Origin of the sequence: Desulfofundulus luciae, assembly GCF_030813795.1 — a bacterium.
In the GTDB taxonomy this organism is placed as follows: Bacteria; Bacillota; Desulfotomaculia; order Desulfotomaculales; family Desulfovirgulaceae; genus Desulfofundulus; species Desulfofundulus luciae.
Window position 1 is genome coordinate 1 of sequence record NZ_JAUSUX010000012.1, and the last position, 15,989, is coordinate 15,989.

At 53.9% G+C, this 15,989-nt stretch carries 15 protein-coding genes; all 15 read right to left on the reverse strand.

Translation table 11 applies throughout. The features are described 5' to 3' along the window. Window positions 1-341 precede the first annotated feature (341 nt). The gene (gene mazF, locus J2Z49_RS08490; protein WP_307402076.1) at window positions 342-683 is read right to left on the reverse strand and encodes an endoribonuclease MazF; all 342 of its coding nucleotides are present in this window, start codon (window positions 681-683) and stop codon (window positions 342-344) included. Beyond that, window positions 680-913, reverse strand: coding sequence for an AbrB/MazE/SpoVT family DNA-binding domain-containing protein (locus J2Z49_RS08495; protein ID WP_307402079.1), 234 nt, complete (start codon window positions 911-913; stop codon window positions 680-682). The genes mazF and J2Z49_RS08495 overlap by 4 nt, the downstream gene beginning before the upstream one ends. Before the next feature lie 259 nt (window positions 914-1,172). Continuing rightward, a complete protein-coding gene (locus J2Z49_RS08500) occupies window positions 1,173-2,837 on the reverse strand; it encodes a ribonuclease J (protein WP_307402082.1) in 1,665 nt (554 codons plus the stop codon). Between the two features lie 479 nt (window positions 2,838-3,316). Continuing rightward, the gene (gene dapA / locus J2Z49_RS08505; protein WP_307402084.1) at window positions 3,317-4,201 is read right to left on the reverse strand and encodes a 4-hydroxy-tetrahydrodipicolinate synthase; all 885 of its coding nucleotides are present in this window, start codon (window positions 4,199-4,201) and stop codon (window positions 3,317-3,319) included. 50 nt (window positions 4,202-4,251) lie between these two features. Then, the gene (gene dapG / locus J2Z49_RS08510; RefSeq protein ID WP_307402087.1) at window positions 4,252-5,478 is read right to left on the reverse strand and encodes an aspartate kinase; all 1,227 of its coding nucleotides are present in this window, start codon (window positions 5,476-5,478) and stop codon (window positions 4,252-4,254) included. Beyond that, on the reverse strand, window positions 5,479-6,495 hold the full coding sequence (locus J2Z49_RS08515) for an aspartate-semialdehyde dehydrogenase (protein WP_307402089.1): 1,017 nt from the start codon (window positions 6,493-6,495) through the stop codon (window positions 5,479-5,481). A 160-nt stretch (window positions 6,496-6,655) separates the two neighbouring features. Further along, a complete protein-coding gene (locus J2Z49_RS08520) occupies window positions 6,656-7,243 on the reverse strand; it encodes a dipicolinate synthase subunit B (RefSeq protein ID WP_307402091.1) in 588 nt (195 codons plus the stop codon). A gap of 29 nt (window positions 7,244-7,272) precedes the next feature. Next, window positions 7,273-8,157 (reverse strand): dipicolinate synthase subunit DpsA, encoded by an 885-nt coding sequence (gene dpsA / locus J2Z49_RS08525; RefSeq protein WP_307402094.1) that lies wholly within the window; start codon window positions 8,155-8,157, stop codon window positions 7,273-7,275. A gap of 78 nt (window positions 8,158-8,235) precedes the next feature. Further along, a complete protein-coding gene (dapB, locus tag J2Z49_RS08530) occupies window positions 8,236-9,036 on the reverse strand; it encodes a 4-hydroxy-tetrahydrodipicolinate reductase (RefSeq protein WP_307402096.1) in 801 nt (266 codons plus the stop codon). A 323-nt stretch (window positions 9,037-9,359) separates the two neighbouring features. After that, the gene (locus J2Z49_RS08535; RefSeq protein ID WP_307402099.1) at window positions 9,360-9,629 is read right to left on the reverse strand and encodes a YlmC/YmxH family sporulation protein; all 270 of its coding nucleotides are present in this window, start codon (window positions 9,627-9,629) and stop codon (window positions 9,360-9,362) included. Window positions 9,630-9,645: 16 nt separating this feature from the next. Next, window positions 9,646-9,975 carry a hypothetical protein gene (locus J2Z49_RS08540; protein ID WP_307402102.1) on the reverse strand — a complete coding sequence of 110 codons (330 nt, stop codon included), beginning with the start codon at window positions 9,973-9,975 and terminating at the stop codon, window positions 9,646-9,648. Between the two features lie 59 nt (window positions 9,976-10,034). Beyond that, window positions 10,035-11,297: a M16 family metallopeptidase gene (locus tag J2Z49_RS08545; protein ID WP_307402105.1), complete on the reverse strand. Its 1,263-nt coding sequence runs from the start codon at window positions 11,295-11,297 to the stop codon at window positions 10,035-10,037. A gap of 288 nt (window positions 11,298-11,585) precedes the next feature. After that, complete coding sequence (locus J2Z49_RS08550) at window positions 11,586-12,797, reverse strand: D-alanyl-D-alanine carboxypeptidase family protein (protein WP_307402108.1); 1,212 nt, start codon at window positions 12,795-12,797, stop codon at window positions 11,586-11,588. 87 nt (window positions 12,798-12,884) lie between these two features. Then, the gene (locus J2Z49_RS08555; RefSeq protein ID WP_307402112.1) at window positions 12,885-13,562 is read right to left on the reverse strand and encodes a polysaccharide deacetylase family protein; all 678 of its coding nucleotides are present in this window, start codon (window positions 13,560-13,562) and stop codon (window positions 12,885-12,887) included. A 230-nt stretch (window positions 13,563-13,792) separates the two neighbouring features. Continuing rightward, entirely contained in the window at window positions 13,793-15,988 is a 2,196-nt protein-coding gene (locus tag J2Z49_RS08560) for a polyribonucleotide nucleotidyltransferase (RefSeq protein ID WP_307402115.1), read from the reverse strand. Between the last annotated feature and the right edge of the window lies 1 nt (window position 15,989).

A 15,989-nucleotide genomic window follows, 5' to 3' on the forward strand; every position in this document is an offset into this window, starting at 1 on the left:
AGCTTGATTTTTGGTGTTTTTTGGGCGCGTGAGGTCTCATTTCTTTTTCAGGGGGCTGATCCCCTTCTGGTGCCTACTGAAATTTTACACGGCCACAAAAAAGTGTGAACCGTCTGTGATATTGTCAGGGTAAAATAGTTGCATGTTAACCGGAGCCGCCCCGCCGGTGCACTTATTTGACCACCTGTGGGGTGGATGTCAAGGCCATTGCCTTGAAGCTAAGGTTTTGAGAGGTGAGGTCTCATAACGGGAAAAATTTTTGTGGAGATACCTGCTGGACCTTGACACGGACGAAAACCCCGCGTGATAATCCACGCAGGGTTCGCTTCTAACCGGCCGTTTCAAAAAATCAACACATGAATTTTAGCCTGGACTTCCGCTACTATTTCCTCGGGAACCTTACAGAAAAATTCTGCCTTTCGCGCCCGCCAATCGAGGCTCTTAATCTGATCTGCTAGAATTACACCGGAGACATTTAACTCGTCAGGTAATGGCACCTCAAAAGGATAACCTTTTGTCTTTGAAGTTATAGGGCACATTAAGGCCAAACCGACCTTCCCGTTATATAGTTTGGGTGACAAAACCAATGCCGGTCGTGTGCCGGCCTGTTCATGTCCAACCTGGGGATTAAACCGGAGCCAAACAACATCTCCGCGGTCGGGAACGTAAACTTCAGAACTCACCAGATTTCACGCCCAACCGGATGCCCGGTACTAATTTCGTGATGGACGTTCTGGGGGGTAACCTGGGACAGAAGCATATCCAGGCTGCAACGCTTGCGGCGAATTATAATAGCATTATCTTTAATTTCAAAATCAACCGGCGTACCCTCTCTCAGACCAATTTTTTCCGCGAGTGTTCTGGGAATGCGGATACCCAGACTGTTCCCCCACTTTGTAACGCGGGATTGCATATCCTTCCCTCCATTTAATGTTTATACATAGTATATACATTTTAAAAATAAAATTCAAGAAATTAGCCGCAAGATTTCTCAAGCTTCAGTGGCGCAACAAATCGGCAGAAAGACCGGGACGCTCCAATGCCATATCTATATTTTACCATTTTATACATGAAGCGGAGCATATTTTCATCAGGCAGGCCCCGCGCATGCAAACAAAATAAGCCGGAAGGCCTTTATTCCATGGCTTTCCGGCTCTTCTGGTACGCGGTGATCATACTTCCATGATGATGGGTAAAATCATGGGCCTTCTCCTTGTTTTTTCATAGAGGAACTTCCCTAACACATCTCTTACCTGTGCCTTAATAGCCGCCCATTCCGAAAGACCCCGATCGTTGCATTTTTCCAGGGCCTCCTTGACCCTTTGCCTGGCTTCTTCCATCAATTGCTCGGACTCCCGCACATAAACAAAGCCCCTGGAAACAATATCCGGCCCGGCCATAACCTGGCCCAATTCGCGATTAATGGTCACGACCACGATCAGGATCCCGTCCTGGGAAAGCTGCCTGCGGTCCCGCAGTACAATGTTACCCACATCACCCACGCCCAAACCATCCACCAGCACGCGCCCGGCCGTTACCCGCCCGGCAATACGACCGGAACGCCGGGTAAACTCCAGTACCTGGCCGTTCTCAGCCACAAAAATATTTTCCGCCGGAATACCCATACTGCGGGCCAGATCCGCATGTTTGATCAACATGCGGTACTCGCCATGCACCGGCACGAAAAACCGGGGCTTGACCAGGTTGATCATCAGTTTAAGCTCTTCCTGGCTTGGATGGCCGCTCACGTGAATGCCCGAAACCGCCTCATAGATGACATGAGCACCCTGCTTGAACAGTTGATCGATAATCCGCGCCACCAGCTTTTCGTTGCCCGGAATGGGAGTGGCGGAAACAATGATGGTATCGCCAGGAAGAATTTCCACCTGCCGGTGGTCCCCCAGGGCCATCCTGGTAAGAGCTGACATGGGCTCACCCTGGCTACCCGTACACAAAAAGACCACTTTATTTTTAGGTAGACGGTTGGCTTCCTCCAGTTCTACCAGGGTTCCTTCGGGAATATGAAGATAACCCAATTCGTGGGCTATGTTGATCACATTAATCATACTGCGGCCAATCACCGCCACCTTGCGGTCGTAACGGTGGGCGGTGGTAATGGCCTGCTGCAAGCGGTGCACATTGGAAGCAAAGGTGGCTACAATGATGCGCTCTTTAGCCTGCCGGAAGGTTTCATCAAAGGTAGTCCCAACCATCCGTTCCGACATGGTATAACCGGGTCGCTCCACGTTGGTGCTGTCAGAAAGCAATACCAGCACGCCCCGTTCCCCTAATTGGGCGAAGCGATAAAAGTCGGTAACCTCTCCGTCCACGGGGGTTTGATCGATTTTAAAGTCCCCGGTGTGCACAATAACTCCAACCGGCGTATGAATGGCCACGGCTACCGCATCAGGAATACTGTGGGACACCCGGATAAATTCTACTTTGAAAGGACCGATCGTCACCGTATCCCGGGGCTTAACCACCTGCAAATTTGCCTCGCCGGCCACCCCTTGTTCCTTAAGCTTACCCTGGAGCAAACCCAGGGTAAGCCTGGTCCCGTAGATGGGCACGTTCAACTGCTTCAGTACATAAGGCAGGGCACCGATGTGATCCTCGTGTCCGTGGGTAAGCACTATACCGCGCACAGCATCTTTATTTTCCAGGAGATAAGTGATATCGGGGATCACCACGTCGATCCCCAACATCTCTTCCTCCGGAAACATTAAACCGCAGTCTATAACCAGAATATTTTCCCCGAACCTCACCGCCATCATGTTTTTCCCGATCTCACCTAGTCCCCCGAGGGGGATCAGAGCCAGTTTTGGTTCCTTGGCCAAAAACACACCTCCTAACCTGTTTTTCAAAAGATCACTGAGTCTCAAGTTCCGGTGAGAAAAAACAGGAGAAGGCGGGGAAAATATTCCGTTGTTAACGTAGTTTTGCTGGTAACTCAATTAAATCCCGATGCTAATTATACTGGATTCCCTCCCGCTATACAAGGGCTGCTGCCGTCCTGGCCTAATAAAATAATTGCCAGAAAGCCTGCCCCATAAACCCAATAAAAAAAATGGGGCATGACTTCCCCCCATAAACGCTCTTTAATAGATACTGTCGCATAACCAGTTGGGCGGCCCAGCACTCACTGGTAAGGTAGTTCTTTTGAGTACATTAGTCACATATGCTTAATAGCTATTTTAACGAGCCGTTGTTCTAGTGAGTGCTGGGTCGCTCCATGCTCCTTAGCGACGACCGCCCCCCTGGCAATCCCCGCACCGCCTATGCCCGCTCTAACGCGAGAGACGTCCCGGCAGGAGAGTTAAATCAACTTCAAGCTGGCCAGCACGTTTTTAATGGTTTCCTTTTCCTGGGCCGTAGCTTCGACCAGGGGCAAACGGGGCGCCCCCACCTGATAGCCCAGTAAATTGAGGGCTGCTTTTATGGGCACCGGGTTGGTAGTGATGAACATGGTCTTGAAAACAGGGAAAAGTTCCAGGTGAATCTGCGTGGCCAGGGTCGTGTTTCCGGCCGTAAAGGCATTGACCATTTCCTTAATCCGCAGCCCCACCACATGGGAGCAAACGCTGACCACACCCTTGGCCCCTAAAGCCATCATGGGCAGGGTCAGGGAATCATCGCCGCTGTAAATGGCAAAATCATCGGGTAGAGACCGGCGCAATTCACTGACCTGGTCCAGGCTGCCGGATGCCTCTTTGATTGCTACAATGTTCTCGATTTGGGCCAGCCGGGCCACCGTTGCCGGCAGAACGTTGACCCCCGTGCGGCCGGGAATGTTGTAAAGCATTACCGGAAGATTGGTACTGTTGGCAACGGCCTTAAAATGCTCATATAACCCGTCCTGGGACGGCTTGTTGTAATAAGGCGCCACGAGCATTACGCCGTCCACGCCCACTTTTTCGGCCATCTGGGTGAGAGTGATGCTCTCGGCAGTGTTGTAGGTCCCGGTTCCGGCAATTACCGTAGCCTGCCCGCCAACCTCTTCCACCACCACCCGGAAGAGCTCGATCTTCTCGTCCCTGGTCAGGCTGGGAGATTCACCAGTAGTACCGCAGACTACCAGTCCATCGGAACCTGATTGTACCAGATAACGGGCCAGCTTTCTGGCTTGCTGGAAATCCACCGCCAGATCCTTACCAAAGGGCGTCACCATGGCGGTGAGCACACGCCCAAAATCAACGGCCAAAATATTCACCTTCCTTCTTCCGTATTAAGGCGTACCGCTTTACCCACTACCTATGCGCCACTGATAAACTGACGATGCAGTGCCCGCACAGCCCTTTCCATATCCTCCTGCCTGACCAATACCCAGATGGTAGTGTGGGAATCGCTGGACTGCAAAATGGGAATATTTTCCTTGGCCAGGGCATCCACTATTGAGGCCATCACCCCGGGAACACCGGTCATGCCGGCACCCACGGCCGCTACTTTAGCACAACCCGGTATAATCTCCGCGACAAAGCCCGTGTTCTCCAGCACCTGGGCGGCTTTCTCGGCTACCTCCTCCTTAACGGTAAATACCACCTGATCAGGATAAACGTTAATAAAATCAAGGCTAATGCCCGCCAGGGCCAGGCCCTTGAACAACCGGCGCTGCTGTTTTAAACCTTCCGGACCTCCGTCTGTGTTTACTTTAAACTGGACTACGTTGGGAATTTGGGTGATGCCCGTAATTGTCCGGTCCCTGGTGATATCAATGGTTCCCTTATACACTTCACCGGAACTGGTCACCAGTGTGCCGGGAGCATCGCTAAAAGTAGATTTCACCCGCAGGGGAATATTTTTTTGCATCACTATTTCCACCGCCCGGGGATGCACCACCTTGGCTCCTTCATGGGCAAGTTGGCAGATTTCGTCGTAGGTGACCATCTCTCTGGCCACGGCATCGCTCACGATGCGGGGGTCGGCAGTCATAATCCCATCCACATCGGTATAAATATCAACATACTCGGCATTAATGGCTACTCCCAGGGCTGCAGCGGTGGTGTCACTGCCCCCCCGGCCCAGGGTGGTAATCTCACCTTCCTCGCTGATCCCCTGGAAACCGGCCACCACCACTATCTTGCCCTCCCGGGCGTGTTTTAAGACGGCCTCGGGTTTAACCCGAAGGATTCTTGCCTCGGTAAAGTTGTTATCGGTAATAATTCCAGCCTGGGCACCGGTAAGAAAAACTGCCGGGTGACCCATTTTTTCCAGGGTGGCCACCATTACCACACCGGAAATAATCTCACCACAGGACATAAGCAAATCCATTTCCCGGGGAGAAATATTCCGGTTGATTTGCTTGACCATATTGATCAGGGTATCGGTAGCATAGGGATCCCCATTGCGCCCCATGGCCGAAACCACCACTACCGGCATATAACCCTCTTCCTTCGCCGCCACCACCTTGGCGGCTACCATCTCCCGCCCTTGTGGCGTGGCTACGGATGTACCACCAAATTTTTGCACTAAAAACTTCATTTACTGCCTCCCCCGAAGACAACGGTATTTAATCAGCAATTCAGCAATTTGCACCGCATTGGTGGCTGCGCCCTTGCGCAGCTGATCTGCCACTACCCAGAGGTTAAGCCCCCGCTCGATGGAATTATCCTCCCGGATGCGGCCTACAAAGACTTCATCCCGGTGGGAACAGAAGAGGGGCATGGGATATTCTTTCTGGGCCGGGTTATCCAGGACCACGATACCCGGGAAACTGGCCAGCACCTCCCTGGCCTTCCGTGAGGTCAGCTTTTCTATGGTTTCCACATTGACCGATTCGGAATGACTGCGGTAAACCGGAACCCGTACGGTAGTAGCCGTAATGGCCAGCTGGTCATCATGGAGAATCTTCCGGGTTTCCTTTACCATCTTCCACTCTTCTTTAGTATAGTCCATCTCCTGGAATACATCAATGTGGGGAATGAGGTTAAAAGCTATTTGATAAGGAAAAACTTTCGGCGGGTAATCACGGCCATCCAGTACGGCCCTGGTTTGGGCGGTCAGCTCCTCAATGGCCTCCATGCCGGCACCGGAAACGGCTTGATAGGTGGAAACCACCACCCGCTTGATTCCCGCCACATCTTTAATTGCCTTTAAAGGAACTACCATGATGATAGTGGAACAGTTCGGGTTGGCAATAATCCCCTGGTGCCACTTGACATCTTCCGGATTCACCTCGGGCACCACCAGGGGAACCTGGGGATCCAGCCGGAAATTGCTGCTGTTGTCAATCACCACACAGCCCCGTTCTACCGCCGCCGGACCGAACTCTTTACTGGCGGCCCCGCCGGCAAAAAGGGCGATATCCATACCGGCAAAGGAGTCAACGCTGGTTTCCTCCACCGTGTAAGTCCTGCCCCGGAAGACCATTTGCTTTCCGGCCGAACGGCTGGTGGCGCACAGTTTCAGTTCTCCCACGGGAAAGTTTCTTTCTTCCAGCACCTTTAAAATTTCCTGCCCCACCGCACCGGAGGCACCAACAACCACTACATTGTACAAAGAAAAATTCCTCCTTTCAGAAACAATAACCGAAAATTTATTTTACTGGGCCGGACACCATTAAATGGCACGTCCCCTTTAAGATCAAAAAACTGGCCCGATCATTTTAGGTACGGGCCTCATGTGAAAAAACTTTCTTTGGCTCCCCCGTAACCAGTGATCACGACACATTCACGAGCACAGGCTGTATCTGCTTCCCCTCCAGGGCATAGAGAACAGTGTCGACAATGAGGTCCATCTTTGCCTTCAGAGAATTGGGTTTCTCAAGCGGATTATCCTGGCCAAAAGGCACCAGGTAAATATTCTTGGTATTTAAAAGCAAACCCAGATTCCTGGCGTTCATGCTCAACCCGTCGTTGGTGGAAATGGCCAGAACCACCGGACGCAGGTTGCGCAGGTGGGCTTTGATGGCCATCAGCACCGGGCCGTCGGTAATACCGTTGGCCAGCTTGGCCAGCGTATTCCCCGTACACGGCGCCACCACCACCACGTCTAAAAGCTTGCCCGGCCCGATGGGTTCAGCCCCTGTAATGCTGTTTATGGGCGCATGACCGGTGATTTTCCCTAGAAGATCCTTCCACTTCTGGGCCGAACCATATTTGGTATCGGTGCCATCCACCACTGCGCTGATGATGGGGTAAACAATAGCACCTTCCCTGACCAGGTTCTCGACCTGGACCATAACTTCATCCAGAGTACAGTGGGAACCGGTAACGGCAAAACCCACGCGTACATCTTTCAAGCGCATGACTAGCACCTCCGCTGGAGAGCCGAAAGCTAGAGGGCCAATTGTTCGGCCAGCAGCCGGGGAACAACCCTGGCCAGGATTTCCCCGGCGGTCTTCGGTGCTACCCTGCCGGGTAATCCGGGAAGCAAAAGGGCAGTAATACCAAGCCGCCGGGCAACCTCAAAATCGGTGCCGCCGGGGGAAGAAGCCAGATCTAGAATTAAAGTGCCGGGCCGTACCTGCAAAAGGACCCGCTCGTCTAACACCAGGGCCGGTATGGTATTGAAAATAACGTCTGCCCCTGCTGCTACGGCCGGAAGTTCAGGTAAATCGGCAGTTCCCAGCCCCATCTCAAAGGCCCTGGCCCGCTGGGCAGGATTACGGGCTACCACCACGGTGCGGGCCCCCAGGGCATGCAACATGCGGGCCAGAGTGGTACCGGTCCGCCCAAAACCCAGCACAACGGAGTTACTGCCGTGGATAGTGATGGGCAGCCTCTCCATGGCCACCTGGATAGCCCCTTCGGCGGAAGGAATGGAATTTAATATGGCTACTTCATCAATTTCCATTAGCTCAATTAGACGGAGGTTTGCCCGGGCCGTCATTTCCTTGAGCTTTGGCCTGGCCATGCCTACCAAGACCGGCGAGCCAGGGACCAACAGGGCTAGATGATCCTCCCACAAAACCAGCGGCTGGTCCAGGTATACCGTGTGAATACGACCCTGGTTGTCGATCCCGGGCACGGGCAAAATCAAAGCGTTGGCTCCGGCCAGTGCCCGGGAGATTTCCCTACAGGGAGTGATATTCTTCCCCTCAACTGGTACTCCTACCACTTTCAGGTGTGCCCCTAATACCGCCAGCCGTTCAACCAGGATCTTCTCCCTGGCATCACCGCCAAGTACGGCCAATGTCACCCCGTGCAGATCTGGCTGCATGGCCGGCAAACCCTCCTTGGGCTTCTCATATTTACCACCAATATATGAGGGGCTGAAAGGGGAGGTGCTTGTCATGGGTTATTCGAAAAGCAGGTTTTCCAGCCCGTAAACCACTCCCTCCAGATGCATCACCCGGCGAATGGCTAACAGCACACCGGGCATAAATGATTCCCGGGAGATGGAGTCGTGCCTGATGCTCAAGGTTTGCCCCAGGCCGCCGAAGATGACCTCCTGATGGGCCACCAACCCCGGCAGGCGCACACTATGGATACGGATACCCCCGTCAAAGGAGCCGCCACGGGCACCAGGGATTTTTTCCACTTCCGTGGGCAAACCCTGACGGAAATCTCCCCGCGCAGCCGCCACTACTTCGGCAGTTTTGATGGCGGTACCCGAAGGGGCATCCAGCTTTTGATCGTGGTGCAATTCAATAATTTCCACATGGGGCAGGTACCTGGCCGCTTCAGCGGCAAAACGGATCATCAAAACTGCCCCGATGGCAAAGTTGGGAGCAATCACGCAACCCAGCTTGAGTTCTCCGGCCAGGGCACGGATTTCTTCCAGTTCCCTGCTACTCATTCCGGTGGTACCCACCACCGGACGCACGCCGTGATGGAGGGCCGTTTTAATATTCTCCGCCACCACGTCGGGGGTGGTAAAGTCGACCATTACATCGGGGCGGGTTTCCGCCAGCACTTTGTCCAGTTCCCCCTGCAGGGTTACCCCCACCTCCGGAGCACCCCACAGGGGGCCCACATCCTGGCCTTCTCCCCGCACATCCACTGCTCCCACCAGGACCATGTCCTCAGCCTGCCACACGGTCTTCAAGACTTCCCGGCCCATCCGGCCGTACGCACCTGCAACGACAACCCTGATCAATGTTAAACCCGGTTTACGCTTCGGGGGACGGGAATACTTTCCATCCCCCATCCCTGCAAAACCAGTTTCCTCCCTTCTGTTGTTTGTTAAAATTTAAACCATATAACCCGGACAATGTCAAGATAAAATGGTTGACCTGCCTTATAACTTGCATAAATGACCCGGTTCTTCTACAACGGGTCACCACGCTCTCATTTTCCTTTCTACAAGATGGTCTTGCATCCCTGCTTCAAAATATAGACGTTAATCTTGCCATTTCCTGCCTCCCGGTCCATCATAATACCGTTAAAAATAAAAAAGTCCAAACGGCAGATGGACTTCACTTACAGTGAATACCGGCGCAGGTTGAGGTTGGCTTGATCCAAGTCCACAATAATAACCTCGCTGCCAATTTTGCGTACGGCCTCCCAGGGAATTACCAATTGCTGGCGATCAAACCAGAAGCTGATGGGATTGCCCCGGCGGGGCAAAATAATGGATTGCACCTGCCCGGTCTCAATATCGATGGCCACATCGCTTTCCCCCACTACGCCCAAACGAGCGCCGTCATAGATATTTACTATTTCCTTACCGGCCAGTTCGGTTAATCTCACTAATACCTCACCCCTTTCAAATCCTGCGTTTTAATTGAAACAACTTCAGAATGAACGGTTGCACAATGGCCAGGGCGATGGATACTACCGCCAGAGGCTCTATCTGCACTTCCCCCAGGTAAACCCGTTCGGGCAACTGGAGGCCCAGAAAAGTAAATAACAAAACTAAAGAGAGATAGATCCCTCCCGCCGTGCCCACAAGACCGGTCAGAGCCTGGGAAAGGGGAGAAGGCGTGCTAATTTCAGATACATCCCACGCTTTGTTCCTTACGCCGGCCAGACGCATTCTTTCCCGGATGGAAAGGATGATTAATATGGCCAGGAGCGCAACTACCAGTACTGACATTATATCCCACCCCCGCTAGCATTATATGGGAGTGGGACATGTTTTAGAACAGGGAGCAGTCACGCAATCTTTTTCACGGCCGCCTCCAGGGTACTGCAGTCTTCCCAGGGGCCCACGGTGGCAATGGCAAAGGATTCGGGATTGAGCATTTCACGGGCAAGTTCCCGGACATCCTCCACGCTGACCTTCTTCACCCGGTCAACTATTTCCTCCGGTGGCACCACTTTACCCAGGTAAAGCTGGGACTTGGCCAGCCTGCTCATCCGGGTGCTTACACTTTCCAGGCTCAACCATAGATTACCGATAATCTGCTCCTTGGCCCGGTGCAGCTCTTCGCTTTTAACCCCGTTTTGCTGGATATCCCTGATTTCCTTGAAAATCAGGTCCATGACCGCCGGCACATTTTCCTTGCTTAAGCCGGCATAAATACAAAACAACCCCGCATCATGATAGGAACTGTGATAGGAATAAATGGAATACACCAGTCCCCGCTGTTCTCTTATTTCCTGAAATAGACGGGAACTGATGCCCCCGCCAAGGATGGTATTAACCACCTGAAACACGTAAATCCGCTCGTGGTTTAGAGGCAGACCCGGCACACCCACACACAGGTGAACCTGTTCCGTGTCCTTGGCCCGGCAGGTTATCTGCCGCTGGGGAACGGGACGCACCAGTTTGCGGGTCACCCGCTCCCCCCTTAACGGTTCAAAAATGGGTCGTAACTTTTCCACGACCCGGTCATGATCAATGTTCCCCGCCACGGCCACCACCAGATTTTGCGGTTGGTAATGCCGCCGGTAATAGTCCAGAATTTCTTCCCGGGAAAGCCGGCAAATAACCTCGGCGGTACCGATAACCGGCCGTCCCAGCTCGTGCCCCTGCCAGATGGTGGTGGCAAAAACATCATGGACCAGCTCGTCCGGGGCATCTTCGTACATCTTGATCTCTTCCAGAATCACATTTCGCTCCCGGTCAATGTCCCCGGCGGCAAAGCGGGAATGAAACAACATATCCTGCAAAATATCCAGGGCCAGGTCAAAATGCTCATCCAGGACCCGGGCGTAATAACAGGTGTATTCTTTGGTGGTAAAGGCGTTTAGCTGCCCCCCCACGGCATCCAGGGCCTCCGCAATGTCCCGGGCCGTGCGGCGCCCGGTGCCCTTAAACATAAGGTGCTCGATAAAATGGGAAATGCCCGCTACAGCCGTGCTTTCATCCCGGGAACCCACATTTACCCATATCCCCAAAACCACCGATCGTACATGGGTAATGGCTTCGGTAAGAATCGTGACTCCGTTCTCCAACCTGACGGTTTGAAACAACCACCCGCACCTCCAGCATCAACTTGGTTTGGCTCGCCAAACCATGGGTAACTCTTCGCCACGGGCATGCTAAAATCCTTTAAGGCTGACGCAAGCAAATTTTCCCCTACGGTGAATGTTCAGCAAAACCGTAACGACGAGGATGCGGTGCTGTCCGGAGCGAACGACGCAGCACACGTCGGTAACAGCACCCGCCTAGCACTCACTGGCAATGATACTCTTTTTAAGCCTGCTGTGACAAGATAGTGAGTGCAAGACTTTCCCAGTATAGCTTTTTCCGGGGTATCATCAAGAAATATTAACACCCGGGGGCATGGCACGCAGTTTTTTCCACCACAACTTGTAAGCGGGCAGCCTTTCCACAGAACGACCGGTTAAAAGGCGGGCCCGGGCCACCGGTTCACCCTCTACCAAAACCTCCAAACTACCCACCGGTAAGGCTTTAGGAAGCGGTGCAGTAAAGCCGGCCGGCGCGTTAAAACGCTTTTCCACGGCCGGTGGACGGTGCACCGGCACAGCTACCGCAATGTTGCGGTCGCTGACCAGGGGCACTGCAAAAATAACACCATCGGTTACCAGAACACGCCGGCAAGCCTGGCCGGCTTTTGCCACGGTCATGTTTTTAAAGCAGGTGAACCCGTAATCCAAAAGGGCCATGGTATCGCCATAGCGATCATCGCTGTGCAACACCACGCTGATTAACTGCCGGCCTTCCCGGCTGGCCGAGGCAACCAGGCACATGCCAGCCTCACTGGTAGTACCGGTTTTTACCCCGTCGGCCCCCTGGTAGCTCCACAGCAGGCGATTGGTATTGTGCAGGTGATATTCCCCCCAGGGGGGGTTTAAAAAACCGCGGTAACGGGTGGACACCAGTGCCCTAAAGGTGGGATTTTTCAGGGCATACCTGGTCAATAAGGCCAGATCATAGGCTGATGAGAAATGGCCCTGGGCTGGTAAGCCATGGGGGTTGCAGAAATGGCTATGGCGGGCGCCCAGTTCCCGGGCCTTCAGGTTCATAAGGAAAACAAAATTACCTTCACTGCCGGCAATATGTTCGGCAATGGCCACACAGGCATCATTTCCCGAACGCAAGAGGGCCCCGTACAGGAGTTGCTCCAGGGTAAGGCGCTGGCCGGGGAACAGGTGCATGCTGCTCTCCCCCACCGCCGCCGCCCGGGAGCTGACTGTAACCACCTGATCCAGCCGGCCTCCTTCAATGGCCAGCAGGGCAGTGAGAATCTTGGTGGTGCTGGCCGGCGGGCGCGGCTGATGGGCATTTTTAGCGAAGAGAACCTGTCCGGTGGAGGCTTCCATAAGCACCGCCGCATCGGCAGTGACCCGGGGAGGCTCCTGCCCGGAAAAAGAAGAAACGGGTAATTCCCCTAAATTTAAAAACACCGGGAGAGCGGGCTGGGGCCCGGCGGCCAGCGCCACGGGAATGTTGTATCCCCCAAGATACCCCACCAAAAGGAGCAAAGAAAAAATCAACCGGGAAAGCACGACTTTTTCACCTCTAACTCCAGTATGTCCAAGCTCTAAGCTTCCCGGTTTGAGAACAGTTTATGTTTTGTTATCATATCAACCAGGCTACTGGTCATCCTCCAGGTGGTGCAGCAACTGGGACACGGTTACCAGGCGGTAGCCGCGGGACTTTAATTCTTTAATAATTACCGGCAGTGCTTCTACGGTGGGAGCCGTGGGATGCATGAGCACAATCGCCCCGTTATGAGCCTTTTCCAGCACCCGGCTGCTGATTACCTGGGGTTCGGGACGCTGCCAGTCCACGGTATCCACACTCCAAAGGATGGTCCGGTACCCCGCTTCCCTGGCTGCCTGGAGCACTGCCGGGCCGTGTTCACCGTAAGGAGGGGCAAATAATTTCGGACGCTCCCCGGTTATTCTCACCAGCACCTTCTCCGCCCGGCGGATGTCCTGCAGGTTACCGCTTACGGAAAGCTGGTCCGGGTGGGGATGAGCATAGCCGTGACTGCCGATTTCATGGCCCTTTTTGTGGATTGTCCGGGTCAACACCGGAAACTGTTCCGCCCACTGCCCGCCAATAAAAAAGGTAGCCCGCACCTTTTCTTTTTCCAATATATCCAGCATCTGGGGCAGGTACTCTTCGCCCCAAAATACATTTACCGTGAGGGCAACTTCCTTTTCCCGGCTGCTGCCCTGGTAAATGGGTTGCGGCTGTACCGCCGGTAAAGCCTGCAAGGAGAGGTTATACCAGTATCCCCAGGCCAGGAGGGAAAAACACAGCATTACGAGCCAAAAGCCCCGTATTAATCGATGCCGGCTAAAAAAATAGACGCGCACCTCCTGCCACCCTTTCCCAGTTCATCACCACATTTGTATGCCGGGAAAGGGAGCTGTATCGCCTCTTTTTTTCCCAAAATCACGCCGCCACTCGACTCATCATCCCACCAGTAGTAATAATAAAACCCCTCCACGAGGTAAACCATGGTAGGGGAGTTTATTAAGAATTTCTTGGTTTAATGGCGACCCTGGCGACCCTTGGAACGCCGATGATAAGTGGCTGCTTCCCTGGGCTCCGGGGGCAGGGCTTCCTTACGGGAAAGCTTTAAACGCCCCTGGTTGTCGAACCCGATGGCTTTCACCACAATAGTATCTCCCTCTTTCACCACATCTTCCACCCGGTTCACCCGGTGGTGGGCCAGATGGGATATATGCACCAGTCCCTCTTTGCCCGGCATACCAAATACACCGGGTACCACTTCGACAAAAGCGCCAAAGTCGGTGACCCTGGTTACTTTACCGGTGTAAATCTCTCCGACCACCACATCTTTGGTGATGTTTTCAATGATCTCCAGGGCCCGTTTGGCCGCCGCGGGATCTACGGCTGCAATATAGACCCGACCGTCGTCTTCAATATCGATTTCCACACCCGTTTCATCGATAATTTTCTTGATCACCTTGCCGCCCGGGCCGATGACTTCCCGGATCTTGTCGGGGTCTATGGTTGTGTGAATAATTCGGGGCGCATAGGGTGATAATTCCGGTCTTGGTGCGGGAATAACCTCCAGGATCTTGTTTAAAATATACAGGCGTCCCTCGCGGGCCTGGGCCAGCGCCTTTTCGAGAATATCCTCACTTATGCCGGGAATTTTGATATCCATCTGCAGGGCGGTAATTCCCCTGGCCGTTCCGGCCACCTTGAAATCCATATCTCCCAGATGATCTTCGATACCCTGAATATCGGTGAGGATGGCAACCTTGTCCTCCTCCTTAACCAGTCCCATAGCCACACCGGCCACCGGCGCTTTTATGGGAATGCCGGCATCCATCAGAGCCACGCAACTGCCGCACACGCTCCCCATGGACGTGGAACCGTTGGAAGAAAGGACCTCGGAAACCAGGCGGATGGTGTAGGGGAAAGTCTCCTCCCCGGGAATTACCGGTTCTAAAGCCCGTTCCGCCAGGGCGCCGTGACCAATCTCCCGTCGCCCGGGGGAACGCATGGGCCGTGTTTCCCCTGTGCTGTAAGGAGGGAAGTTATAATGGTGCATAAACCTTTTGGCTTCCTCAATGCCCAGATCGTCTAAAATCTGTTCATCGGAAATGGCGCCCAGGGTGACCACCGAAAGCACCTGCGTCTGCCCCCGGGTGAAAAGTCCTGAGCCGTGGGTGCGGGGCAGAATCCCCGCCTCTACACTGATGGGCCGTATTTCATCTAAAGCACGCCCGTCAATGCGAACTCCTTCCTCCAGGATGAAACGGCGTACGATCTTCTTCTCTACCGCCTCAATGACGGCCAGGATGGACTGCTCCTGCTCGGGGAAGGTTTCCTGGAAGGATTCCACCAGTTTAGCCTTCACTTCATCCAGGAAGGCTTCTCGGGCCTGTTTGTCCAGTCGCCGCTCAATGCACTGCCGCACGGCCGCCGTCAATTCCTCAGTCGCCGGCCCGCTAACCGCCTCTTCTACCTGGGGATCCACCTGGGCCAGGACGGGGGTGATCTTCTCTTTGGCCAGGCCGAGGGCCAGGGCTTCTTCCCGGAAATTCTCGATAAACTCAACTATTTCTTTTACTTTTTCGTGCCCAAAGGTAATCCCTCCCAATATCTGGTCTTCGGGCACTTCCTTGGCACCGGCTTCCACCATCATCACCGCGTCACGCGTTCCGGCCACCACCAGGTGCATTAAACTTTTTTCCGCTTGAGCCAGCGTGGGGTTGATCACATATTCCCCGTCCACCAGCCCCACAATCACACCGCCAATGGGACCTTGAAAGGGAATTTCACTGATGTGCAGGGCCGCGGATGCCCCGATCATGGCGGCAATTTCGGGAGCATTATCCTGGTCCACGGATAAAATGGTGGCCACCACCTGCACCTCATTGCGACAGCCCTTGGGGAAAAGGGGTCGTATGGGCCGGTCAATCAACCGTCCGGAAAGAATGGCCTTTTCGCTGGGACGGCCCTCACGCTTTATGAAGCCGCCGGGAATTTTTCCCACGGCATACAACCTTTCCTCATAATCCACCGTGAGGGGGAAGAAATCAATTCCCTCCCGCACCGTTTTGGACATGGTAGCTGTAACCAGCACCACCGTGTCGCCGTAGCGTACCAGGACCGCCCCCCCGGCCTGCCCGGCAACCCGGCCCGTTTCCAGCTGCAGGCTGCGGCCGCCAATTTCCATTTCTTTAATCAAAATGGGTTTCTCTGCCATG

Excerpts from the sequence above, each read along its gene's own strand:
- J2Z49_RS08560 (WP_307402115.1), bottom strand. The coding sequence starts at position 15,988 with ATGGCAGAGAAACCCATTTTGATTAAAGAAATGGAAATTGGCGGCCGC.
- dapG (WP_307402087.1), bottom strand. The coding sequence starts at position 5,478 with ATGAAGTTTTTAGTGCAAAAATTTGGTGGTACATCCGTAGCCACGCCA.
- J2Z49_RS08555 (WP_307402112.1), bottom strand. The coding sequence starts at position 13,562 with ATGCTGTGTTTTTCCCTCCTGGCCTGGGGATACTGGTATAACCTCTCC.
- J2Z49_RS08540 (WP_307402102.1), bottom strand. The coding sequence starts at position 9,975 with ATGTCAGTACTGGTAGTTGCGCTCCTGGCCATATTAATCATCCTTTCC.
- J2Z49_RS08520 (WP_307402091.1), bottom strand. The coding sequence starts at position 7,243 with ATGCGCTTGAAAGATGTACGCGTGGGTTTTGCCGTTACCGGTTCCCAC.
- J2Z49_RS08495 (WP_307402079.1), bottom strand. The coding sequence starts at position 913 with ATGCAATCCCGCGTTACAAAGTGGGGGAACAGTCTGGGTATCCGCATT.
- dpsA (WP_307402094.1), bottom strand. The coding sequence starts at position 8,157 with ATGCAGCCAGATCTGCACGGGGTGACATTGGCCGTACTTGGCGGTGAT.